We start from the raw sequence: 22,124 nt of genomic DNA, 5'->3' as shown, positions 1-22,124 counted from the left end.
GTCGACCAGTGTCCGCACCGGCCCGTCCGTGCACAACAACGCGTCGCACAACTCGAACAGCGCGTCGCCCCGCGCGGTCAGACACGCGTACAACTGATCCACTCTGTGACGGAGCACAGGATTAGACGAAGGCCGCTCTCACATCCGCTGAACTGCGAAAACGCTGATCAAGTTCGAGCCGCGTTCGACGTCGGACGTTAAACGACAAGGTGAGTGCGTGTTTCTGCTCCCAGGTTTCGTAACGGGCGTGGCGGAGGGCTCGTTGGGGGCGGTGTGACGACCCAGCGGCGGGGAAGTACGACGAAGCCAGAGGCGCCCCTGGGACGGCTGACCGGCTTGATCGTGAGGTTGAGATGCTGTTTCGTCCAGTCGATGAGATTGCCGGCGTAGGCGGAGTCGGCCCAGACGATCGTGTTCTCGGGGTGCATGAGGCGGAGGCGGAAGAGGACTTCCTTCGCCGCTGCGGCGTCTTGCAGGTCGGCGGGAGTGACCGTGCCCATGAGGGGCAGGCCGCGAGTGTCGACGACCAGGTGGCGCTTGCGGCCGTCGTTGCACGAATGCCCGTTGCGGGGCTACGGAGGCAGTAATGGGGGGAGGACCTGAAGGTGAGACGTGTTCTGATACCGACCGTGGCGGCGGCCATGGTGCTGATGAGCGGCTGCAGCGAGGACGTGCCCGGCTGCGGCTGGGAGAACCGGCCGAAGAGCTTCCCGATCGAGGGCGAGAAGCGGCCCGTGAAGATCCGGCCCAGCGAGCAGCATCCCGGGTTGGGCGGGCGCGAGGTGACGGCCGCTCTGCCCCCTCGGCCCGACCGGGACGCCGGTCCCACCGCGCAGGCGTTGTACGACCTGCAGGAGAAGACGCTCGACATGGTGGGCGAGCTGGGCGAGATCGAGCCTGGCCGGTGCGAGGGCGGCGAACTCGCCCTGGACGTGGGGGACACCACGCGCTGCACCGTCACCTACGAGGATGTCGAGGTGCCCTGGCAGGTGAAGATCACCAACGCCGTGCCCCAGGGCCTGGGCACGCCCTACGGCATCGACTACCAGTACACCGCTCGGCCGTTGGAAACCGTCGTGCTGGCCCAGGAGGTCTACGACTGGTTCGCCTGGGAGGCCGGGAAGAACGGGCCGGACAGCCTCTCGGCTCCGAAGGAACCGCGGTGCGACAGACTCCCGAAGATCTTCACCGCCGAGCCCGGCCGGGAGACCGGCTACTACTGCCAGCGACTCAGCTGGTCGTGCACCGACGGTGACTTCGACTTCGAGTGGAGCGACGTGCCGGTCCGGGTCGACGAGGAGGGGGAGGTGAGGGTCGGCGGGAGTTCATAGGAGGCCGTCCCTCCGAGGTGGCCGTCGCGCCGCACCGCCGGGGCAGCGCGGCGTGGAGTGACCAGACCGGCGGCTTGGCCGCGTAGCTTCGAAGCTGCCAGCGGGTTGTTTGCTCCACTACTGACGTTGTCGGCGTGGTGTCGTCAAGGTGAGTCCGGTTTCGGCGAGGCATCCGTTGATGAGGTTGCTGCGGTACTGGATCTGGCGGAGACCGTGTCGAAGCGCGCTCATGAGGTGATCGGGATCGGTGAAGGCGGTGTTGGCCTGGCTGCTGCGTCGCAGCAGGGACCAGATGCCCTCGACGGGGTTGAGGTCTGGTGCGTAGGCCGGCAGGAAGTAGCAGGTGATCCAGTCGTGGGTGTCAACGAACTCCCGTAGCCGGCGGTCCTTGTGACCGTTGAGGTTGTCCCACACGAGCACAATGGGTGCGCCGAGCTGCTGGTGCGCGGCGATGAGCAGGTCGCGGTAGTCGGCCCAGGTGAAACTGCGTCTGCCGCCCCGCTTGTGATCGAAGTGCCGCTTGGGCCGGTAGATCAGCCGTCAGCGTTCGCCTTGCTTGTAGCAGGCCAGAGCGGCGATGGAGAAGCGGCGCTGAGAGCGCCCCCGGACCCGGATGAGGGGTGTGTGTCCGCGCCTGGCCCAGGTGCGGCTGGTGGGCGGCGTCATCGGGAAGCCGGCTTCATCTTCGAAGCACAGCCAGGCGTCGAGCGCCGCCACGGACCTTCCACCTGCGACCACGTCTCCTTCACCCAGCCCGCCACGGCCTCCTCGTCGCGCTCGACCGCTCGGCGGGCCGGGACCTGGTGGCTGAAACCATGCCGGTGCAGCATCTTCGCGATCGCCGACAGCGTCATGCTCTTGTGGAACCTGCGCCCGATCAACGTCTTGATGCGCGCCAGCGTCCACGTCTGGTCCGGCCATCCGTGCGCGACGGGACCCTTGGCGAGCTCCTGCTCGAGCACGGTGAACAGGGCCTCACTCAGCTTGGGCCGTGACACCGGCCCGGCAGACCGCAGCCCCTCGGTGCCGGCGTCGTGCCAGCCCCGGCGCCAGCGCTGCACCGAGCGCACACTCACCCGTAAGTCCTTGGCGACCTCGGCGTTGGAGGCATCGGCAGCGAATCGCTCCGCGGCCTCCAGCCGGATCCGCTCGCGAAACGCCTGCCGTTCAGGCGTCAGCCCACCACCTTGCGGATATCTCACACAACCGGCATACCGCGACGACCACGCATCGTCAGCCCTCAACGACATCACGCCGAAAAGGCCAGTAACGGCCGAGGGCGAGGACTGAGGCGGTGTTGGCTGCGCTCGTGGAGGAGCTCCGAGAGGATCTCGACACCGGGGCGTGGGTGCCAGACGAGTACGAGCGCGTGCTGGCCGTTGCGGTGCGGGGAGAGGGCGAGACGGGCGCGGACGCTGTCCGCACCGGGCTGCGTACACGCTGGACGGCCTGAGCCTCACGGATGCGGAGGACAAGCGGGTGCGCAGGCCGCCCTCGATGAGTTGCTGGACCTGGTGATGCTCGCAGGTCTCCACTGACCCCACCCCTGTTGCGCCGGGTGTTGCGGTGGATATTGCGCCAGGCGTTGCGCTAGACGTTGCGGTGGGTGTTGCGCTCATCCTCGCAGCGTCCCGGAGCTCGCCCAGGTCACCACACGCATACGGCGTGGTGAGACTGCTGACATCCTCGTTGCGACCCCCTTCGCCCATGACCTGGCTGGAGTTGAGGAGTGGGAGGGCGGGATGGGCGGCGCGGACGCTGCTGGGGACCGGAGCGCCGTTTCGGCAGGACTGCGAGAGTCGCTGTCCGACCGGGGTGTGCAATCTCGGTTTGTTCTGTTGCAGGTCAGGGGGCCTGCGGTGGGACTGCGGGGATGGACTTCTGGCACTGGCAAGCCGCCCTTGACGCAGGCACCGAGCAGCTGACCGTGGACCTGCGGCAGTCCGTGTTGTGCGGTGTTGAAAGGAACGCCCCGCCATCCGTTCGGCCAGGATCAACACGGCCGCCCGCTGATTCCCCTGCAGCGCGATGCCCCGGACACGGAGGCTCCATGGGGTCGTACGGCTGCGGACTCGCTTCGGCGCCCAGCCCTACGCCTCGCAGCGGCGGCCTGACCAACCTGTGATGCGGCAGGCGCGGCAAGCTGTCTTTCAGCCTTTCCGAGGTTCGACTGGGCCAGCTGTCCGGGCGCCTGAATCCTTGCGTGCCGAGAGCAGGAACAGGACCGCAGCGGCGGTGGTGAAGCCGAAGCCGACGTTCATGCAGTCCATGACCGTCTCGAATGAGGCGTCGGCGATTCGGGGGATGCCGTTGACGAGCATGAGGGCGTAGATGCACAGAATGCCGTAGGCGCGAAGTCGCATCCCGGCCTGTCGCCTGCGCATCCACGGCGGTATCCAGCCCGCCAATATCGCCACCGGCAGCATGAGCGCCGTGGACACTGCCAGCGCTATCCAGTGGTACAGCGGATTGCCGTTCACCCCGCCCCTACGTAGGCGATCACCAGCCAACGGAGGTTGGCGAGGCCCGTCCATGTCGAACACCGGGAGCTTCCGGCGAATCTAATCCGTCAGAGTACTAGCGGGAGCGTGAATGCCGACCAGCCGATCAGCAGAGCCACAGGAAGCCCACTCGTACCTCCGTCCGTAAAGCCGCCCCGGAGGCGGAAAAATCTTTCCACTTACCTCAAGTGCGGTGCCGGACAGCAGAGCCGCCTCCTCGCGCAAGCCCGGGCGGTTCGGGGACCGCCCGGGCTCGCTCTCTACGTGATGTCGGCGTCAGCCGGTGATCTCGACCTTCCCGTTGGCCGCGGTGGGCACCGTCGTCGCGGGCTGCGCACCGCCGGTCCGCCCGGTGATGCCCTTCAGCAGCTCGGCAATATCGACTCCAGTGGTGGAACCGAGGAGTTCGAGGCCCTGGGCCACGTTGTCGGCGACCGTGCGCGAGAGCTGGCTGGCGCCGTCGGTGGAGATCACCGTCATCTTGTCGATCGCGCTGAGCGGTTCGGACGCCTTGGCGACGACCTGCGGCAGTACCTCGACGAGCATCTGCAGGACGGCGGCGTCGCCGTACTGGGCGAAGGCGTCGGCCTTCTTCTGCATGGCTGTGGCCTCGGCGGCACCCTTGGCACCGATGGCGGCGGCTTCGGCCTCCCCCTCGAGGCGTACGGCGTCGGCGAGTGCGGCGCGGTGCGCCTTCTCGCCCTCACCGGTCAGCCTGGAGCGCTGGGCGTCCGCCTCGGCCTGCTTGACGAGGCCGATACGGCGGGCCTCGGCCTCCTGCTCGGCCTGGTAGCGCGCAGCGTCGGCGGGCTTGCGGACCTTGGTGTCCAACTCGCGGTCGGTCAGAGCGGCCTGCCGCTCGGCGACCTTCTCCTGCTCGGCAAGGACCTCCTGCGACCGCGCGGCCTCGGCCAGCGGACCCGCGGCGGCGGCGCGCGCTGCGGCCTCGTCGGTCTCGGCCTTGATCTCGGCCTGCTTCAGCGCGAAGGTCCGCTGGGCGATGGCGATTTCCTCCTCGGCCTTCAGCCGCGCCTGCTCGGCGGCGCGGCGGGCGACGGCTTCGGCGATGTCGGCCTCCTGCTTGGCGCGGGCGGCCTCGGGACGGCCGAGGTCCTCCAGGTAGGAGCCTTCGGTGGTGATGTCCTGGATCTGGAAGGCGTCAAGGACCAGGCCCTGCCCGGACAGGCTGGCCTCGGCCTCCTCGGCGACCTGCCCGGCGAACACGGCGCGGTCGCGGATGATGTCCTCGACCGACATCCGGCCGACGATGGCCCGCAGCGCGCCGGAGAGCACTTCCTGGGTGAAGCCGACGATACCGTCCTGCTGCATCAGGAACCGCTGGGCGGCGGCGCGGATCGAGTCCTCGGTGCCACCCACCTTGACAATGGCGACACCCTCCAGGTGCGCTTTGACGCCCCGCAGTGTGACGGCACCGCGCACGGCGACCGGGATGTGCCGCGAGGAAAGGTCGAGGGAGAACTTCTGCTGTACGAACGGAACGACGAACACGCCGCCGCCGACTACGACTTTCTGCCCGCTGTTGTCGGTGAAGATCCGACCCGTCTCGGGGTCGGTGGACTGCTTGCCGCGCCGGCCGGTGACGATGAACGCCTCACTCGGTCCCGCCACCTTGTAGCGGGTGACGACGACAAGGCCGAGCAGAACGAGGAGTACGACGACTCCTATGACGGCGATGACAACTGGACTCATGATGTCTTTCCCCTCAGCCCTCCCAGGGGACGGCAGATCGATACGAGTTCATCTGAATGAAGGAGCACCGATGTATCGGCTGTGTCGGTGCTCGATGTTGGGGGGCGTGGCGCGAGGGGTCAGCGTTCGACCGGGCGTACGAAGACCGCTGTCTGCGACAGTGCCTCCTCGACCCAGATTTCGGCGCCTCGCGGCACCGGGCTCGGACTCTTCGCCGCGAGCTTCACCGGTTGGCCGGCCAAGCTGACCAGCACCTCGCCGTAGCCGCCGACCGGAATAGCCGTCACCACGGCGCCGGCGGCGCCGATCAGGTCGTCGCCGCGCGGGGCGGCGCCGGACCGGTCGCTCAGCAGCGCGCGACTGAGGCGGTAGGCGAGCCAGCCCATGGCGGCTCCGGCGGGCACTCCGATCGCGGTGGCCCCGACCGCGCCGAGCCCGGTGGTGCCCATGACGATCGCGCCGGAGAAACCGAGCATGGACACGAACCCGGCGATGACCGGGAGCGACAGCCAGCCGTCGAGGAGACCGTCGAGCGCGTCGACGCCGTCGAAGAGGCCCTCAAGGACACCGTCGAAGACGAGGGACAGAACGAGGAGTACGACTCCTGCGATGCCGAGACCCAGAAACCAGGCCATCCGCGTCCACCCGCCTCTCTCTCACTGTCACCGCGCCAGTGACCGCAATACTCACAGGTGGACCCGACCAAAACACTGCCTGGTTCCGGCAATCTTTACGCTCCCTTGATGCCGGTCTCTGCACGGCTCGGCCGGAGTTACGACTCCTAACAAAAAGAGGCTTCTGGACCTCCTCGTTGACGCTGGTCGAAGGGGGTGCGAGCCAGTCGAGACGAGGAAGACCACTGCCAGACCGTGGGAGATCGACGACGAGTTGTGGGCGCGCATCGAGCCGCTGCTGCCTGTCGTCCCGCGTAATCCGCGGCGTCCAGGCCGTAAGCGTCGGGATGGTCGCAAGGTGCTGTGCGGGATCCTGTTCGTGCTGTACACCGGGATCCGCTGGGAGTTTCTGCCCCAGGAGCTGGGCTTCGGCTCGGGGGTGACCTGCTGGCGACGGCTGCGGGACTGGAACGAGGCCGGGGTCTGGCAGCGCCTGCACGAGCTGCTGCTCTCCGAGCTGCGGGCCGCAGACCTGCTGGACTTCTCCCGCGCAGCGGTCGACTCCAGCCACATCCGCGCGATGAAGGGCGGGCCGGCCACCGGTCCGTCCCCGGTGGACCGGGGCAAGGCCGGCAGCAAGCACCACCTGATCGTCGAGGCGCACGGCATCCCGCTCGCGGCAATCACCACCGGCGGCAACCGCAACGACGTCACCCAACTGATCCCGCTGATCCGGGCCGTCCCGCCGATCCGCGGCAAGCGCGGCCAGCCACTGCGCCGCCCCAAGCACCTGTACGCCGACCGCGGCTATGACCACGAGGTCTACCGGGACAAGGTCCGCAGGTTCCAGATCACTCCGCACCTCGCCCGGCGCGGCACCGGGCACGGCTCCGGCCTGGGCGTGTACCGCTGGGTCGTGGAAGGAGCGATCGCGCTGCTGCACTGGTTCCGCCGCCTGCGCATCCGCTGGGAGATCCGCGACGACATCCACCACGCGTTCGTCACCCTCGGCTGCGCCGTCATCTGCTGGCGACGATTGCGCACCGCACTTTGTTGAGGGTAAGGGCAGGCGATGCGCCCCAGGAGATGCCGTGCTCGATGCGTGCGAACGCATACGCGGCAGTCGGGCCCGCGCGGCCTCACATCCGGGATCTCAGCACGTCGACCTCACAGCCCGGCGCGAAGGGGTCGAAGCCCTGCTCGATCAGCGAGCGAACTGCCAGCAGGCTTCGCAACGACGACCACGCGTGGATCACGTCGAGGTCGATGTCGGTGCCGTAGCCAGCGATGACGTCGTCGAGGTGCTCCTCGTGTCCGAGCGTGAAGGTGGCGAGGTCGTACAGGGCATCGCCCTGGCCCGCCTCGGACCAGTCGATGATGCCGGTGACCTCGTCGCCGTCGACGAAGACGTGCGCGATCTGCAGGTCGCCGTGGACGGGCGCCGCATCTGGCAGGCGGAGGGCAGTATCCGCACCGACCAGCTCGCCGAGATCGGCCTGAGCGCCGTCGACGGCCCGTACGAAACCCTCGCCGGCCTGACCGCCACCCTCCTCGAACGCATCCCAAGGCCTGGAGACACCGTGCACTTCGACGGGTGGGACATCACCGTCCTGGGCGTCAACCATCACCGCGCCGACCGTCTCACCCTCACCGCCCCCGCGGCGGACCGTGCCGAGCAGGAGAGTGCCCGATGACCACCATCCAGTTGCTCATCGGTGCGCTGACCCTGCTCACCAACGCCTTCTTCGTCGGCGCCGAATTCGCCCTCATCTCCGTACGCCGAAGCCAGATCGAACCCACAGCCCAGGCCGGGAACAAGCGCGCCAAGACCGTGCTGTGGGGGGTGCAGCACCTCTCGGCGATGATGGCCACCGCTCAGCTCGGCATCACCGTCTCCTCCCTCGTGCTCGGCGCCGTCGCCGAGCCGGCCATCGCCCACCTGCTGGAACCGCCCTTCCACGCCATCGGCGTGCCCGAGGGGCTCATTCACCCGATCGCCTTCGTCATCGCCCTGACCCTGGCCACCTACCTGCACATGCTCTTCGGCGAGATGGTGCCCAAGAACATCGCCCTGGCCGCCCCGGTGCCCACCGCACTGTTCCTCGGCCCGCCGCTCGTCGCGCTCACCCGCGCGCTCAAGCCCGTCATCTTCGGCATCAACGCCTTCGCCAACACCCTGCTGCGCCTGATGAAGGTCGAGCCCAAGGACGAAGTCGCCGCCGTCTTCACCGACGACGAACTCGCCCGCCTCGTTGCCGACTCCAGCCAGGCCGGCCTGCTCGAGCCTGCCGACGGCGAACGGCTGCGCGACGCCCTGGAGCTCGGCACCCGCCCGGTCGGCGAGGTCCTGGTACCGCTGGCCCGGATGAGCACGGTCGACCACCGCGTCACCCCCGCCGAGCTGGAGAAGGCCGCCACAGGCGCCGGCTACTCGCGGATGCCCGTCCTGGGCCCCGGCGCCACGATCATGGGCTACCTGCACATCAAGGACGCCATCGGCGTTGCTGAACGGCACAAGCCATTCCCCCGCACCGCCCTGCATCCCGTGACCCACGTGCAGATCGACACTCCGCTCGACGACGCCCTCACCGCGATGCGGGCAGGCGGCACCCACCTCGCCGCCGTCGCCGGCGACAAGGGCACCGTCATCGGCTTCGTCACCATGGAAGACGTCCTGTCCGAACTCGTCGGCCCCTCCGCCTGACAAGACCAGACGGTCACGACCCGGACCCGGCGGTCCCACCCACAGTGAACGGGCACCCGCCCGGTGAGCGGGAGCCCGTTTGCACGGGCAGAAGCGGTGGTCGGCTGCCGCCCCGCGAACGACCGCGCGACGAGGACCCGATCGGCTGAGGTCAACCGCCGGGAGATGGGACGTCGTATTCGCCCGGCTGGCTCCCTGCGGGTGGGAAATGGCTCATGATGAGCGGTCAGCCGGCCAAGTTCGCTCTGGTCGGCCACGTGTGCGTTGGCAGCCTGCCCCGATACTACGGTGAACACCTGATCGGTCCTCTGTGTAACCGAGCTCACGGCATGCGGGGCAGAGCCCGGGGTATTTAGGGGCGGATGAACGGGGGAACAAGGGTGGATCCGGCGCAATCAGACCCGATGCTGAAGACAACGTGGTGCCTGGCGCCCCTGCGATACAGGGCACCGTCGCCCTGGACGGCGACGGATCCTGCATCGCTCAGGCACGCCACCGCGCGGTGGACTTCCTCACACGCGTCCAGGCCGAGCACGGCCTGCCGGTGTCCGCACGCGCGATGGACCTCACGCAGCTGGTGGTCAGCGAGCTGGTCACCAACGCGCTCAAGTACGCCCCGGGCCCCGCGCTGATGGAAGTGCGCCTTCCGGGCGCCGTGGTGGAAGTTGTCGTGTGGGACAGCGATCCAGTGCTGCCGGTGGCCCTGGGCCGCTGATGCGGGCCGGGTGGGGCAGCACGGCCTGGAGATCGTCATGGCCGTCGCCCAGGGCTTCAAATGTGCCGCCAAGCCGAGGGGAAGCGCGTAGGAGGAAGGCTCGGGCCAGGCGATCGTGCCGTCGGCGCGTATCAGCAGGGGCGCCGGGTGGCCGAAGCACCGCGTACGGCGCTCCCGACGTGGCGACCGGCGAGAAGCAGGAGGGTCCCGCCCGGGTACGGGCGGGACCCTCGTCATTCAGAGCCTGCGGAAGGCGATCTGGTCAGGGCCAGGGGTTCACCGCCGTGAAGGAACTGTCGGCGCGGAAGGTGTCCGTGGCCTGGTACGGGTCCACGCGCAGCGCGTAGTTGTAGTGCCGGATATAGCGGCCGGGGAAGTTGTACGACTCCAGGCGGACGGAGCCGGAGGTCGTACCCGGTCGGGCGCAGTACGTGGCGTCCTTCTTGAAGATGTCCGTTCCGTTGCTCACGTCGAACCGGACCCGGAAGTCCCAGTGACGCAGGTAGCGGCCGGAGGTGTCGCGGAAGGAGTAACAGTTCGCGTCGGCCAGGCCCGGGACGATCGTCCAGGTGGCGCTCTGCTTGACGGCGGTGGTGCTGGAGGAGGTCACCGGGTCGGCGTAGGCGAGGCTGTCGGAGCGGACGACGCCGTAGCGGCCGGTGAAGTTGACGGACTGGAGCGATCGGGTCGTGTTGGTCGGCAGGGTGGCGCCGCCGGACGCCGTCTCCTTGAGCACGGTCAGGTGGCGGACGGTGCCGCTCAGGCCGGGCAGTTCGGTGGGCGCGGACCAGGTGGCGAAGTTGTCGTAGCTGTCGCTGTACCAGTACTTGGTGTCGCGGTAAGCGTCGTAGTAGATCCGCCAGCCGCCGTTGTCGAGCTGGACGAGCGCGGGGCCCTCCACGAAGTCGCCGAAGCCCGTCCAGTTGCCGGTCTTCTGGAATGTGTACGGACCGGTGAGGTTGGAGGCGGTGGCGTACTCGATGTACTTCGTCGTCTCGTTCTTGGTGAACGCGTGGTAGGTGGAGCCGATCTTGACGATGAAGGTGTCGATGTAGTTGGGGCTGATGCCGCTCAGCGCGGTGGGAGTGCTCCAGGCCGTGAGCGCGGAGTTTGTGGCGGTGAGCTTGTACGGCTTGAAGGTGAACTCGCCACCAGCGGTCGTGGACGCCGACAGGATGATGTTGACGCTGCCGTCGGTGTCGACGAACCACTCCGGCGCCCAGGCGCGGGCCAGGCCGCTGATCGGGACCGTGTAGTCGTACAGGAAGGTCCAGTTGAGGCGGTCGGTGGATCGGGCGAAGCCGATTGTGGTGCTCAGCGCGGACCAGGTACGAGTGGTGTAGGTGAGGTAGTAGAAGCCGTCGGTGTGCTTGAAGATGCTGGGATCCCGGATCATCCCGGACGGTGGAACGTAGGCCGGGCCCTTTCGCAGGGTGAACGCGGTGGCGTCAGGCGAGTCGTACACGTACATGTTCGACTCGCTGTTGTTGGTGAACGCGGTCATCGTGTACCGCGTCGCCTGCCCGGCGGGCGGGGCCGCGGCTCCGGCCGTGCCGCCGAGGGCAGTGGTGAGGCCCAGCAGGGCGGCCACCGACGTGAGGAGGGCGAGGACCGCCCTGAGGGTTCTGTCCAACACTGCTTGTCCCATTTCTGCTTGAACTTCCCATAGATTCGGGTATGTTCGAAATATCGGATATGTGTGCAACTTCGAGGCCGTTCCGTCCGGTGCCCCGTACGGGAAGAGGGGCACCGGACGGAGGTACGCCGTCCGGGAGGTGGGTACCGCTCAGGAGGTGAGCAGCGAGAGGTTCACCGTGTTGGCGATGGCCTGCATGCCGGCGCTGTTGGGGTGCAGATGGTCGCCGCTGTCGTAGGCGGGGAGCAATCGCGCCGGGTTGGCCGGGTCCCGGAGTGCCGCGTCGAAGTCGATGACCGCGTCGAAGGCGCCGCTGGTGCGGATCCAGTCGTTGACCTGGGCGCGGATGGCGGCCTTGGCGGTGGTCTGCGAGGAGTGCGGCAGGATGGTCCCGCCGATGATCCGGACACCGGCCTGGTGCGCCTGGTCGATCATGGTCCGATAGCCGGCGATGATCTGGTCGGCGGTGACGCTGCTGTTGTTGATGTCGTTGATGCCCTCCAGCACGATGGCGTTCTTCACGCCCGGCTGGGTCAGGACGTCGTGGGAGAACCGGGTCATGGCCGCGGTGCCCTGTTGCGCGCTCGGGCTGTCGGTGACCACGCGGTTGCCGCCGATGCCCGCGTTGACCACGCCGAGCCGCTGGCCGCCGGACTGGGCCTGGAGCCGCCGGGCGAGGTAGTCGGGCCAGCGCTGGTTGGCGTTGTCGGTGGCGCTGGAGCCGTCGGTGATGGAGTCACCGATGGCAACGACGGTTCCCTTGGCCGTGGGTGACACCACGTCGAGTCCCGCGACGTAGAACCAGCGGGCCGTGGTGGTGGTGAAGTTCGTCGCGGCCTCCTCGGCCGCGCGGTTGCCGGTGTCCGCGGCGGACAGGTAGGAGGTCTGGTGGGCGTCGTAGTGGTAGGTCGAGGCACCGGTGGTGCCCGGGAGATAGACGCTCACCAGCAGGTTCTGCTCCGCGACGACCGGCATCGCGATGACGTCGCTGGTCAGTTCCTGCCCGGCGGGGATGGTCGGCGTGGCCGACCGGCCGAAGGTGACGGTGCGCGTGGTGCCCGCCACCGCGGTGGCGCCGCTGGACTGGACGGCCACCGTGACGGCACCGACCGAGAGGGCGGTCGTGCTGCGCAGGTTGGACAGCCGGATGCGCAGCCCCGCACCGGAGGTGTTGTTGTGGACGACCATCCGGATGGTCTGCTGGGTGAAGGTCTGGCCGCCGCTGACCATGGCCGGGCCCCAGGTGGCGGAGCGCGGGCGCTCGGTCAGGCTCCACTGCTGGTTGGTCTGGCCGTTGCAGGTGTACTGGATGAGCGCGCGGTCCTCCGCGGTGGAGCCGCTGGAGACGTCCAGGCACAGGCCGCTGCGGGCGGAGACGATCGCCGCGCCGTCGAAGGTCCAGCGCTGGTTGCTGGCGCCGTTGCAGGTCCACTGGATGATCCCGGTCCCCGGTGTCATGGAGCCGCTCTTGACGTCCAGGCACTTGCCGCTGTTGATGTTGACCAGCGAGAAGGTGCCGTCGCCGTGGTCGACCGCCTCCCACAGCTGGCCGGGGCCCCCGGAGGCGGTCTTCTGCACGACCGTCGCGCCGTTGGCCAGGGAGTCCGACAGCACGGCGGCGTTCTTGCCGCTGTGCGCCGCTGTCAGCGCGTAGACGTGGCCGCCCTGCGGCGCGCCCGCGGCCGAGGCGTCTCCCGCCGGGACGAGCGCGAGTCCGGCGGCGGCCAGGAAGGTGGCGGATGCCGTGGCCGTGAGTCTGGCGGAGAGTCTTCGGAAGGTGTGCATGCGGCCCTTCTTTCTGGGTGGGGACGTGCGGCTCTCCCGCGTGGGGACGTGCGCGTCTTCTTCGTGGAGACGTGCGGGGCGAGGGGGCTGAGGCGCTCAGGAGGTGACGCTCCGCAGCGTCAACTGCTGGTCGAGCCGGCTTCCGCAGGTCTACTGGACCAGCACGGCCCCGTCGGGGGAGGCCGAGTCGGCGGCCCAGGAGTCGGCGAGGTGCACGGTGGCGCCGGCCATGTCGCCGAGTGCGGGGAAGCCGTGTGCACGGACGGCGTAAGAGCGGCGTTGATGTACGGCAGGAGTGGGGGCTTGGGTGAAACCCGTGAAGTACAGCCGGACGTTGATGGTGACGTGCTCAGAGAAATGATGGAATCAGGCACGCGTTCTGGGGGGCGCGAGGTGCCCAGGCGCCTCGCGCCCGCAGGGGACCGCCACCGCTGCCCCTCGCAACAGGCCGAGGAGGAGCGAGACGCCGGCCGAGTCGGACGACCCCCCGCTTGTAGAACGGATGAAGCGGTCCGCAAAGATCACGGGGTGCGCAGGGAGGTCAGGTCGTGGGGACGAGGCGCCACTGCTGGCAGGTGTTGTTCAGCCAGGTCCACAGCCGTACGTCGGTCCCGTCGGCGGTGCCGCAGTTGGCGACGTCGGCGACCTTGCCGCTGTTCTCGTTCACGATCCGCACATAGTCGCCGGTGGCCGTGTAGACCAGTCGGAACTTCTGGCAGTTGTTGTTCAGCCAGGACCACTGCTTGATGTCCGTGCCGTCGGTCGTGGTGCAGTTCGCGGTGTCCGCGACCTTGCCGGTCGCGACGTTGACCAGCCGGCTGGTGTCGTCGCCGAGGTCCTCGACGCGCCACTTCTGGTTGGCGCCGCCGGTGCAGCTCCACTGGAAGATGTTGGCGCCGTCCAAGGTGCTGCCGCCCTCGACGTCCAGGCACTTGCTGCTGTTGCGGTTCACCAGGGTGTACGCGGTCGGGGTCGTCGCCGTCTCGCCCGACGGGCCGGGCAGCGTGGTGCCGAGCGCGACCGGGGTGCCGAAGTTCGGCGTGCCGTCCGCGTTCCAGGTGAACTTCTGCGCCCGCGTCGTACGTTCGTTGCCGCAGCCGTCGCTCGCGGAGTTGTTGGCGTGGTAGACGATCCAGTTCTCGGTGCCGTCCGGCGAGGAGAAGAAGCCGTTGTGGCCGGGGCCGTAGACACTCGCCGCGTCGTTGCGCTGGAAGACCGGCGTGGACTTCTTCGTCCAGGAAGAGGCCAGCAGGGGGTTGCTGCCGGTGAGCTCCAGCTGGCCCAGCTTGTAGTCCGGGGTCATGCAGTAGCTGGCGGAGAAGGTGAGGTAGGTGCGGCCGTCGTGGTAGAGCGGCTCGGGTCCCTCGTTGACCGCGGCCCCCGAGGTCTCCCAGCTCGCGGTGGGGCTGGAGATGATGGTGAAGGTGCTGCTGGCCAGCGTGTACGGGTTGCTCATCGGCGCGATGACCAGGCTCTGCGGACTGCCGTTGATGTAGCCGCTGCCGACCAGGTAGAGGCTGTTGTTCGCCTTCAGGACCGTGGCGTCGATGAGCCAGCCGCCGGAGCTGAGGTTGGAGCCGCTGAGCTGGTTCTTGTAGGTGTACGGGCCCATGGGGTCGGTGCCCGCGCTCTCCAGGACGTGGGTGCGCTGGGAGTCGCAGCAGGCGACACCGCTCTGCGCCGCGGAGTAGTACAGGTACCAGTGGCCGTCGAGGAAGTGGATCTCGGGTGCCCAGATGTTGGTGTTGCGGGTGGGGGTGGTGTCGCTCCAGATCTGGACGCTGGCGGCGGTGGAGAGTCCGGCCAGGGTCGGCGACTTCCGCATGGTCAGCACACCGGTGAAGGACGTGGCGACCAGGTAGTAGTTGCCGTTGTAGTACTCGAGCCAGGGGTCGGCGCCCTTCTGCGACTTGACCGGGTTGGTGTACGGGCGGCCCTCGGCGGCGGTGGCCGGGGTCGTCGCCGACACCATGGCGATCAGTACGGCGAGCACGCACAGGATCAGGGATCTGTGGCGTCCGGCGGGGGGCTGCTCTGACATCTTTGGCATGCGGGACCGTCCCTGTCCGTAATTACGAACGTAGTTCGTGAATTCGATCAGAAGATAAGCGGGGGCCAAGGTTCCGTCAACGCTTTCGTCACACGCGCTTTACCTGCGAACACGTCCCGCGTACCAGGCCGCGACGGAGCCGCCCACTTGGGCGGCAGTCGCCATGCCCGTGCGGCTCGATCGGCATTGGCGCGAGTACCGGAGGGCAAGCGCGATGAACCAAGAACCGCCTGCAACTGACCTGACCTGCTGAAACTGCTGCTCGTCCAGTGGCGTATATCGGCTACCCGGCCAGCAAAGGCCCTGGACAGGGTCGGGCGCCGGGTTGCCGGCCCGGGCCTGACCCTGTGTTGGTTCAGCTCTTGCCGGTCAGGCGCCAGACCTGGTTCTTCTTGGTGGCCAGGGCACTGGCGGAGTCACAGGGCCACTGGTGGACAAGTGCTCCGACGGCGGTGGAGATCCCGCTGACGTCCACGCACTTGCCGCTGTGCACCGCGACGAGCTGGTAGTCGTTGGCGGCGACCTGCCGCAGCGTGAACTGCTGGTTCGTGCCGCCGTGGCAGGTCCACTGGTGGACCGCCGCGCCGTCGGCGGTGGAGACGCCGCGGATGTCGAGGCACTTGCCGCTGTGGTGGTTCACCAGGGTGTAGGTGTCCGCCACCCCTGGCACCGGGTCGAAGTCGAACCGCTGTTCCTCACCGGCGCCGCAGGTGTACTGCCGGTACTGAGTGCCGTCGGCGGTGCTCTGGTTTGGGTCGTCCAGGCAGTACCCGCTGTGCTGGGCGACGGCGGTTGACGAGAAGGTGGGCTGGCCGGTGGTGAACTGCCACCAGTTCATATTGAACAGGTACCCGCTGCCACCGGCGAAGCGCAGGTAAAGATCGTGGGTCCCGGTTGCACCGGTAACAGGGCACGAGACCGTGCTCCAGGTCTGCCAGCCTCCGGTGCCCGACACAGTGCATGTCCCGACTGTTGGCCCAGTAGGACTGTCCAGGTGCAGCTCAACTCGGCCGCCGCTGGCGCTTGAGGCCACCCTGGCGGTGAACGAGCTGGCACCGGTGCCGAATGCTACGCCCTTGACCTTGATGTAATCGCCGTCTTCGATCCAGCTGATGTTCATCCCGCCCTCGCTGGAGGGTTCGGTTTCGCTGCCGCTGCCCCACGCGACGGTCTCGGCTTCCTGGCGGACATAAGGATCGAGCGTGCCGGCCTGCGGCGCCCCGGCCGTCGTCATATTGATCGTTGGAATGGTGCCGTCGGCGTTGTAGCTGAACTTCTCCACTGCGACCGAGCGGGTGAAGTTGCCGCCGCCCGGGAGGGCGCCGTTTTGGTAGAAGAAATACGAGTTGCCCTGGAAGTCCACGATGCCCGCGTGGTTGGTGAAGCTGTTGCCCTGGGCGGGCATGACTGTTCCACGGTAGGTCCACGGCCCTGTCGGGCTGGGTGCCGTGGAGTAGGCGATGAACTCCGAGCAGCACCTGGCCGCATACACCAGGTAGTACAGACCGCCCCGTTTGTAGACCCAGGGTCCTTCTTCGTACAGCGTGGGGCGGTCGGGGTTGTCGGTGCGGGTTCCGAAGCCCGCGGTGGTGAGCGGAATTTGGACGGGGCTGCCTGCGTAGGACGTCATGTCCGCGTTCAGCTTGACGTACCACAGGTTCGGGTTGCCCCAGTACAGGTAGGCCTGGCCGTCGTCGTCGATGAAGACGGTCGGGTCGATCTCAGTGTTCTCCAGCAGCGGGTGGCCGAGGGCGTCCCGGAACGGGCCGGTGGGGCTGTCCGACACCGCCACGCCGATGGCCATCCGGCCGGTCGCCCGGGCCGTCACCGGCACATACCAGTAGAACTTGCCGCCCCGTTCGACGGCCTGGCCCGCCCACGCGTCGCTGGACGCCCAGCTGAAGGTGGCCAGGCTGAGCGGCGAGCCGTGGTCGGTCCAGTTGACCATGTCGGCGGAGGACCACACCCGCCAGTCCTTCATCACGAAGGAGGTGGAGCCGTCCTCGTCGTGCCCGGTGTAGAGGTAGACCCGTCCGTTGTACACCAGTGGGGAAGGGTCGGCGGTGTAGACGTTCTGCACGATCGGGTTGTCGGCCCTGGCCGCCGTGGGATGCACCGCGGCGGGAAGAACGGCGAACGCCAACATGAAGATCAGCACCCAGGTTGCCCGGGCGAGTCTCGTACCGGTGGCGGGTGATCTCACTGCGGTCGGGTGAGCCGTTGGCCCATGGACGGCGGTACTGGCCATGGTGTGGTCCTTCCTGGTGCTGCGGGTCGGGGACTGAGCAGCTGGTCAGATGCGGGGGAGGGGCGTTGCTGCGCTCGGGGTGTGGTCAGCGCGAACCGTGCGATGCGGACGGAGCCGCCGAGTGTCTGCGCGGCATGATTGGAAAGGGCGAAGCGGTGGCCCGTGAAGAACTGCCAGGTGTGGCCCATGGTGAACGCGGGCCCCAGGCGGGTGAAGCTGGTGCCGTCGGTGCTGTAGGAGAAGGTTCCCGGACGGGAGGTGCCGGGGCGGATGTCGGCGGCCGCGCGCAGCCGGATGTGACCGCCCGTGACGTTGGCGCTCGCGTTTCGGTGCCGGTGCCGGTGGTGTTCCAGTTGCTGTCCGTCGCGGATCGTCGCGTAGTCCAGCTGGATGGTCGCGGTGGAGGTGGGTCCCTGAATCCGGTGGGTGAGGGTATTGCGGGCCCAGTACAGGTGGTTGGTGGCCGGCGCGGTGCGCAGGGTAAGGCCGTTGTTGACGGACCACTTGTCGTGGTCCGGATTGTGGTTCCCTTCCCGCTTCGGTTTCACGGACCGGCGTCGAAGGTGTCGACGCCGGTCAGCGGGGTGACCTGGCGGGGCGGGGAGCGGCAGGACGGGGCTGGGGTACGACGTGCCCCAGGCAAGGCCTACGCGTTGGACGACGGGCCAGGCCGCGCCAGGCTTAATAGGAGGACCACGGCCGCGCGGCACAGGCGCGGGCGCGGGCGTGGCATGGTGCGGGTGATGTCACACGATGCTCCGGGAGGCGATCGGGGCTCGCCGCACGAATGCCGGGTGAGCCCTTCCAGGTCCGGCACTTGGTGTGTGGGGGAGAGCCTTACTGGTACGGATGATGCGGGTGCTGTCATGCCCGGCATGTGCGCCATGCGCAAGCCGCTTCGGCCGAGCGTGTTCGGTACTGCGAACGTGAACCGATCCTTCGGACGGCAGGGATCCTAGGAGTTGAGAGCGGACAGCACAAGATCCTAGATCGACCCATTCATGCCAAAGTGAGGAGTGGGTCGACCGGTCGCAGCGCACGGTGCGAGCCGACAAGCTCCACGAACGCCTCCAGCTACTGGGGTTCACCGGGGACGAGCGGACGACGCGGCGGGCGGTCGCGCGGGCGAAGGGAACAGTGGCGGGCCGGCCACCGTCGTACTTACCGGCCGTGGATCGCCGAGCCCGGTCCCTGGTTTCAGTTCGACTGGGGATAAGGCCCGAAAGTGCCTGGTCCGGGCGGTGGAAGCGAGCGCGAGACGCTGTTGTTCTGCGCATGGCTGGCATGGTCCCGCTTTTCCTCACCGACAACGAGAAGACGATGACCATCGACTGGGTCACCGGGATCGCGGTCCGTCATCCTCAAGTTGTGCACTCGGACCGGGCGGCAACCTTTTCGGGAACGGCGGCAACCAGTACGGCATCGGTGCCTGTCCAAGCCCGCGCCCGCACCGCTACCTGACCCTCTACCAAAGACCCCTACACCACGGGACTTGAGGCCGCCTGGTTTCAGTTGTGAATGTTCCGGCTTGCGAATTTTGCGAGAGGTATTGACGCTGATCACCGGAACCTTATTATCCAGGTGCTCGACACTTCGACCTGCGTTCGCTATGCCGAACACTTCAGGGCCGCACCACACCGCCTCCGGACGGCCCCTGACGGGCCAGGCGGAGTCGCTTGCTCAAGGATGACGACGTTCCCCACCACGCCGTTCCGCCAGTACGTCATGCGCCCGCCGACGCCAGCGGGACGGCACAGCAGCCGAGTTGCCGACACGAACGTCGAGCAGCCCGCGCCAGCTTCAGCACTCACTCGCAGAAGAGGACGACTGCATGAGAAAGCCTTGGATCCTGCCCCTCATCACGCTGGTCACTGCTGCGCTCGGGATGACGCTAGCAGGTGTGGCACCTGCCTCCGCCGCCTCGAACACGCCCTTGCGGGTCATGCCGCTCGGCGACTCGATAACGTGGGGCGTGGGAAGCAGTACGGGCAACGGCTACCGGGCCCCGTTGTGGGACAACCTCGCGGCAGACGGCCATCCGCTGGACTTCGTGGGCACGGGGCGGGGCGGTTCGATGTCCGACCCCGACAACGAAGGTCACCCCGGCTACAAGATCCACCAGATCGCCGAACTCGCCGACGCCTCGCTGACCCGCTACCGGCCCAACGTCGTGACGCTGATGATCGGCACCAACGACCTCAACGAGAGCTATCAGGTCTCCACCGCCACCGCCCGGCTGAAGTCGCTGGTCAACCAGATCACCGCCGACGTCCCCGACGCCACCGTCCTCGTGGCCTCCCTGGTCGTGTCCACCAGCGGCTCGGAGGAGCAGTACCGTGCCGCGTACAACCAGGCCATCCCCCAAATCGTGAGCGAGGCACAGGCCGCGGGCAAGCGCGTCGCGTACGTGGACATGAGCAGCCTGACCACGGCCGACCTGGACGACTTCCTGCATCCCAACGACTCGGGCTACCAGAAGATGGCCGACGCCTTCCACCGCGGCATCCAGTCCGCGGACAGCGCCGGGTGGCTGAGGAACCCCGCCCCCGCTCCCTCACGTGTGCAGTCCGAGTTGGGCGGCAAGTGCCTGGACGTCAGCGGCTTCGGCACGGCCGACGGGACCGCCGTCCAGACCTGGAGCTGCACCGGCGCCGTCAACCAGGTCTGGTCCGCCTACACCGACGGCACCCTGCGCTCCATGGGCAAGTGCCTCGACGCCGCCGGCTGGGGCACCACCAACGGCACCAAGGTGCACCTCTGGACCTGCCACGGCGGCGCCAATCAGGTCTGGGAGCCCTACAACGGCGGCTACCGCAACCCCGCCTCCGGCCGCTGCCTCGACATTCCGGGCTTCTCCACGGCCGACGGCACGCAGCTCCAACTGTGGGACTGCCACGGCGGCTCCAACCAGAAGTGGACCACTCTGGCCGCCGGATGACCCCCGCCCGGGACCGGAGCCCCTCCCCGCCCCGGTCCGGGATTCGAGGGCCGCTCCTGGACCGGCTGGCATCACCACGTCACCTGGTCGCCGCCGCCCATGCGTTCCTGACCGAGCAGCGCCTGGCCCGAAAAGCCGATACAGCGGGTTCACCCTCTACCAGATCCTCGACACCATCCAAGACCTGCTGAACTGCTGGACCGGCACCTGCTTCACCTGCCACCGCCCCCTGCCCAGATCATCCGCCACCAACCAGAACCCCAGAGCCAGAGCGACATTTCGAACTTCGGCTCTCGGTCCCCCTTACCCGTGAGGAAGCTGATCTCGCATGTCCTGGCTCCAACACCCCCGCAGCCGCCGCAGAGTCATGGCGGTCACCGCCGGTCTGGTCGCGGGCGCCACGCTGCCGGCGATGCGCGCGGCGGCGGCCACGACGGCCCAGCAGGAACGGTTCATCAACCCGGTGACCCTGGTGGAGCGTAGGGCGGGAGGTGCCGTGGGAGTAGTGGCCTGGCGTTGTGTCGCTCCCCGGGAGGTCGTGGATTCCGTCGGTGATTGGGCTGCTGGAACAGCGTGAGCTGGGTGCTCGCCGTCGCGTGGACGAGCTGTGGGAGGAGGCCGACCGTATCCAAGCCGAACTGGCCGCGGGGGCGGGAATGGCAGAGTGGGCCATCGCCCGATCGCGGGTCGGCGAAGTGCTGGCCCCGGCGGACGAGAGCGGGCAAGACCACGCTCAGGCTGACCTGACGGCTGCCGAGGGGCAGAGCGTGAAGAGGTCGGTGCTGTCGGTGGACTATCAGCGCATCCTCACCGCCCTCGCGGACCGGCACCGGCGGCGCTGTCACGTTGATTGAGCCCATGCCAACCTGATTTCTGCTGATCAGCGGGGCTGGTGTGCTGTCTCGGTGAAGTGCTCGTGCTGGTCTGGACAGCGGGGTGTTGACCTCGGAGACGTCACGTTGCACGGTCAACGGCTGTTCGGTCGGGACCAGCCGGCTGAACGCTGCTTCGTCGATCTGGGGTGGAACGGCTTCGGATACATGGGACGTCTCCTGGACGACGGAGTGGCCTGGCTGGACGTGCTGCGCCCTCACCGCAGCAAACCCATGGAAGCACTGATCATCGAGCCGACGCCTCGCACTGAGGTTCCCGACTTGTATTGGCCGTAGCGGAGCGCGGTCGGGTTGGCCGCTCGTAGCGTTCCGTAGGACGCTGGGCTGGATGGCTCGGGAGGTTCCTGCCGCCCTTCGGGGCTGGCCCGCTCGGGGTGTGCCGCCGGCCCGGTGTCCGGCCACGGTCTGACTCAACAGAGGCGTGTCCCGGCAGCGGTTCCGGAAGTCGGCGTGTCGGCCGTGGTCGTCCTGTCGTCCGGCCGCGAGGAACGACTCCCGTGATATTGCTCGTGTTGACCCGCACAAGTCCACTCACACCGCTACCGCCGTCGACCCTGTCTCGAATCAGCAGGCCGGTTCGCTGAGGATCGAGGCGAGCCTGGCGGAGTACCGGCGTCTCTTGACCTGGGGCTGGCGGTGGCCGCAGCGCAGGTGGGTGGTGGAGAACGCCAAGCCAGCGAGCCGGCGCGTGTACCGCCCGGACGAGGGCATCGCCGCCGGCGTGCCACGGCACCTGCCTACACCGCCGCTGCCGAGAAGCCTGGCGCGTCGATTCTCGCCCCTTCGTATGTCTGCAGGGCGGAAGACGGCGCGAAGCCGGGCCGGCGGTGGTGCACGCCACCCGGACTACGGCACGAACGAGCTGCTGAGGCGTTCCCGGCTGCCGTAGTTTTCCGCTGTGGACGGTGGTGTCGCGGGTCCATGGGCACCGGCGGTTGTGACACAAGGGGTGGATCAGATGCAACTGATCCACAGGTGAGTACTTCTGCGCCTGCGTGC

16 protein-coding genes and 7 pseudogenes are annotated in these 22,124 nt (G+C 68.0%); 11 read left to right on the top strand and 12 right to left on the bottom strand.

Annotated elements, in window-relative coordinates:
• Positions 1-275: 275 nt before the first annotated feature.
• Positions 276-548: pseudogene (locus ACFWJX_RS39930) on the bottom strand (transposase); the annotation flags it as partial.
• 57 nt (positions 549-605) lie between these two features.
• On the opposite strand from ACFWJX_RS39930, the gene ACFWJX_RS39925 reads away from it, so the two are divergent.
• Positions 606-1,331 (top strand): hypothetical protein, encoded by a 726-nt coding sequence (locus ACFWJX_RS39925; RefSeq protein WP_383251882.1) that lies wholly within the window; start codon positions 606-608, stop codon positions 1,329-1,331.
• 117 nt (positions 1,332-1,448) lie between these two features.
• Here ACFWJX_RS39925 and ACFWJX_RS39920 read toward each other — a convergent pair.
• Together ACFWJX_RS39920 and ACFWJX_RS39915 are read right to left on the bottom strand one after the other, a co-directional pair.
• Positions 1,449-1,997 (bottom strand): annotated as a pseudogene (locus tag ACFWJX_RS39920) (transposase).
• Positions 1,994-2,533, bottom strand: coding sequence for a winged helix-turn-helix domain-containing protein (locus ACFWJX_RS39915; protein WP_383251880.1), 540 nt, complete (start codon positions 2,531-2,533; stop codon positions 1,994-1,996). Before ACFWJX_RS39915 ends, ACFWJX_RS39920 begins: the two are co-directional and overlap by 4 nt.
• A 107-nt stretch (positions 2,534-2,640) precedes the next feature.
• Between ACFWJX_RS39915 and ACFWJX_RS39910 the strand changes: the two genes are divergently transcribed.
• Entirely contained in the window at positions 2,641-2,784 is a 144-nt protein-coding gene (locus ACFWJX_RS39910) for a hypothetical protein (protein ID WP_383251878.1), read from the top strand.
• A 697-nt stretch (positions 2,785-3,481) separates the two neighbouring features.
• Here the strand turns inward: ACFWJX_RS39910 and ACFWJX_RS39905 are convergent.
• The 3 genes from ACFWJX_RS39905 to ACFWJX_RS39895 all read right to left on the bottom strand — a co-directional run bounded on the left by ACFWJX_RS39905 (position 3,482) and on the right by ACFWJX_RS39895 (position 6,177).
• The gene (locus ACFWJX_RS39905; RefSeq protein WP_383251876.1) at positions 3,482-3,811 is read right to left on the bottom strand and encodes a hypothetical protein; all 330 of its coding nucleotides are present in this window, start codon (positions 3,809-3,811) and stop codon (positions 3,482-3,484) included.
• A gap of 297 nt (positions 3,812-4,108) precedes the next feature.
• A complete protein-coding gene (locus ACFWJX_RS39900; RefSeq protein ID WP_383251874.1) occupies positions 4,109-5,542 on the bottom strand; it encodes a flotillin family protein in 1,434 nt (477 codons plus the stop codon).
• A gap of 119 nt (positions 5,543-5,661) precedes the next feature.
• Positions 5,662-6,177 (bottom strand): hypothetical protein, encoded by a 516-nt coding sequence (locus tag ACFWJX_RS39895; RefSeq protein ID WP_383251872.1) that lies wholly within the window; start codon positions 6,175-6,177, stop codon positions 5,662-5,664.
• 241 nt (positions 6,178-6,418) lie between these two features.
• On the opposite strand from ACFWJX_RS39895, the gene ACFWJX_RS39890 reads away from it, so the two are divergent.
• Complete coding sequence (locus tag ACFWJX_RS39890; RefSeq protein ID WP_383251897.1) at positions 6,419-7,213, top strand: IS5 family transposase; 795 nt, start codon at positions 6,419-6,421, stop codon at positions 7,211-7,213.
• A gap of 82 nt (positions 7,214-7,295) precedes the next feature.
• Here the strand turns inward: ACFWJX_RS39890 and ACFWJX_RS39885 are convergent.
• Positions 7,296-7,628: pseudogene (locus ACFWJX_RS39885) on the bottom strand (phosphotransferase); the annotation flags it as partial.
• Here ACFWJX_RS39885 and ACFWJX_RS39880 point away from each other — a divergent pair.
• The 3 genes from ACFWJX_RS39880 (at position 7,566) to ACFWJX_RS39870 (ending at position 9,575) form a co-directional block, all read left to right on the top strand.
• A complete protein-coding gene (locus tag ACFWJX_RS39880) occupies positions 7,566-7,850 on the top strand; it encodes a transporter associated domain-containing protein (RefSeq protein ID WP_383251895.1) in 285 nt (94 codons plus the stop codon). The pseudogene ACFWJX_RS39885 and the gene ACFWJX_RS39880 overlap by 63 nt on opposite strands.
• A complete protein-coding gene (locus ACFWJX_RS39875; protein WP_383251871.1) occupies positions 7,847-8,860 on the top strand; it encodes a hemolysin family protein in 1,014 nt (337 codons plus the stop codon). The genes ACFWJX_RS39880 and ACFWJX_RS39875 overlap by 4 nt, the downstream gene beginning before the upstream one ends.
• Positions 8,861-9,281: 421 nt before the next feature.
• On the top strand, positions 9,282-9,575 hold the full coding sequence (locus ACFWJX_RS39870) for an ATP-binding protein (RefSeq protein ID WP_383251902.1): 294 nt from the start codon (positions 9,282-9,284) through the stop codon (positions 9,573-9,575).
• A gap of 262 nt (positions 9,576-9,837) precedes the next feature.
• On the opposite strand, the gene ACFWJX_RS39865 is transcribed toward ACFWJX_RS39870, so the two are convergent.
• The 5 genes and pseudogenes from ACFWJX_RS39865 to ACFWJX_RS39845 form a co-directional block, all read right to left on the bottom strand.
• Positions 9,838-11,208: a glycoside hydrolase family 43 protein gene (locus ACFWJX_RS39865; RefSeq protein ID WP_383251893.1), complete on the bottom strand. Its 1,371-nt coding sequence runs from the start codon at positions 11,206-11,208 to the stop codon at positions 9,838-9,840.
• A 153-nt stretch (positions 11,209-11,361) separates the two neighbouring features.
• Positions 11,362-12,996 (bottom strand): RICIN domain-containing protein, encoded by a 1,635-nt coding sequence (locus ACFWJX_RS39860; RefSeq protein WP_383251868.1) that lies wholly within the window; start codon positions 12,994-12,996, stop codon positions 11,362-11,364.
• 541 nt (positions 12,997-13,537) lie between these two features.
• Entirely contained in the window at positions 13,538-14,968 is a 1,431-nt protein-coding gene (locus ACFWJX_RS39855) for a family 43 glycosylhydrolase (RefSeq protein ID WP_383251892.1), read from the bottom strand.
• Between the two features lie 433 nt (positions 14,969-15,401).
• The gene (locus ACFWJX_RS39850; RefSeq protein WP_383251890.1) at positions 15,402-17,192 is read right to left on the bottom strand and encodes a family 43 glycosylhydrolase; all 1,791 of its coding nucleotides are present in this window, start codon (positions 17,190-17,192) and stop codon (positions 15,402-15,404) included.
• 179 nt (positions 17,193-17,371) lie between these two features.
• Positions 17,372-18,001: pseudogene (locus ACFWJX_RS39845) on the bottom strand (xylosidase); the annotation flags it as partial.
• A 282-nt stretch (positions 18,002-18,283) separates the two neighbouring features.
• On the opposite strand from ACFWJX_RS39845, the pseudogene ACFWJX_RS39840 reads away from it, so the two are divergent.
• The 5 genes and pseudogenes from ACFWJX_RS39840 to ACFWJX_RS39820 form a co-directional block, all read left to right on the top strand.
• A pseudogene (locus ACFWJX_RS39840) lies at positions 18,284-18,677 on the top strand (IS21 family transposase); the annotation flags it as partial.
• Between the two features lie 448 nt (positions 18,678-19,125).
• Positions 19,126-20,232, top strand: coding sequence for a ricin-type beta-trefoil lectin domain protein (locus tag ACFWJX_RS39835; protein WP_383251866.1), 1,107 nt, complete (start codon positions 19,126-19,128; stop codon positions 20,230-20,232).
• A 42-nt stretch (positions 20,233-20,274) separates the two neighbouring features.
• A pseudogene (locus ACFWJX_RS39830) lies at positions 20,275-20,423 on the top strand (IS701 family transposase); the annotation flags it as partial.
• Between the two features lie 137 nt (positions 20,424-20,560).
• Positions 20,561-20,809 (top strand): hypothetical protein, encoded by a 249-nt coding sequence (locus tag ACFWJX_RS39825; protein ID WP_383251901.1) that lies wholly within the window; start codon positions 20,561-20,563, stop codon positions 20,807-20,809.
• Positions 20,775-21,065, top strand: a pseudogene (locus ACFWJX_RS39820) (hypothetical protein); the annotation flags it as partial. The gene ACFWJX_RS39825 and the pseudogene ACFWJX_RS39820, both read left to right, overlap by 35 nt.
• Positions 21,066-22,124 lie beyond the last annotated feature (1,059 nt).

It is taken from the genome of Streptomyces sp. NPDC058335 (assembly GCF_042723915.1).
Classification (GTDB): Bacteria; Actinomycetota; Actinomycetes; order Streptomycetales; family Streptomycetaceae; genus Streptomyces.
The sequence above is the reverse complement of the archived record's forward strand: the minus strand, read 5'-3'. Positions and strand labels throughout refer to the sequence as shown.

Coding starts and splice junctions, on each gene's coding strand:
- ACFWJX_RS39850 (WP_383251890.1), bottom strand. CDS start 17,192: ATGTTGGCGTTCGCCGTTCTTCCCGCCGCGGTGCATCCCACGGCGGCC.
- ACFWJX_RS39895 (WP_383251872.1), bottom strand. CDS start 6,177: ATGGCCTGGTTTCTGGGTCTCGGCATCGCAGGAGTCGTACTCCTCGTT.
- ACFWJX_RS39875 (WP_383251871.1), top strand. CDS start 7,847: ATGACCACCATCCAGTTGCTCATCGGTGCGCTGACCCTGCTCACCAAC.
- ACFWJX_RS39900 (WP_383251874.1), bottom strand. CDS start 5,542: ATGAGTCCAGTTGTCATCGCCGTCATAGGAGTCGTCGTACTCCTCGTT.
- ACFWJX_RS39835 (WP_383251866.1), top strand. CDS start 19,126: ATGAGAAAGCCTTGGATCCTGCCCCTCATCACGCTGGTCACTGCTGCG.
- ACFWJX_RS39860 (WP_383251868.1), bottom strand. CDS start 12,996: ATGCACACCTTCCGAAGACTCTCCGCCAGACTCACGGCCACGGCATCC.
- ACFWJX_RS39855 (WP_383251892.1), bottom strand. CDS start 14,968: ATGGTGTCGGCGACGACCCCGGCCACCGCCGCCGAGGGCCGCCCGTAC.
- ACFWJX_RS39825 (WP_383251901.1), top strand. CDS start 20,561: ATGTCCTGGCTCCAACACCCCCGCAGCCGCCGCAGAGTCATGGCGGTC.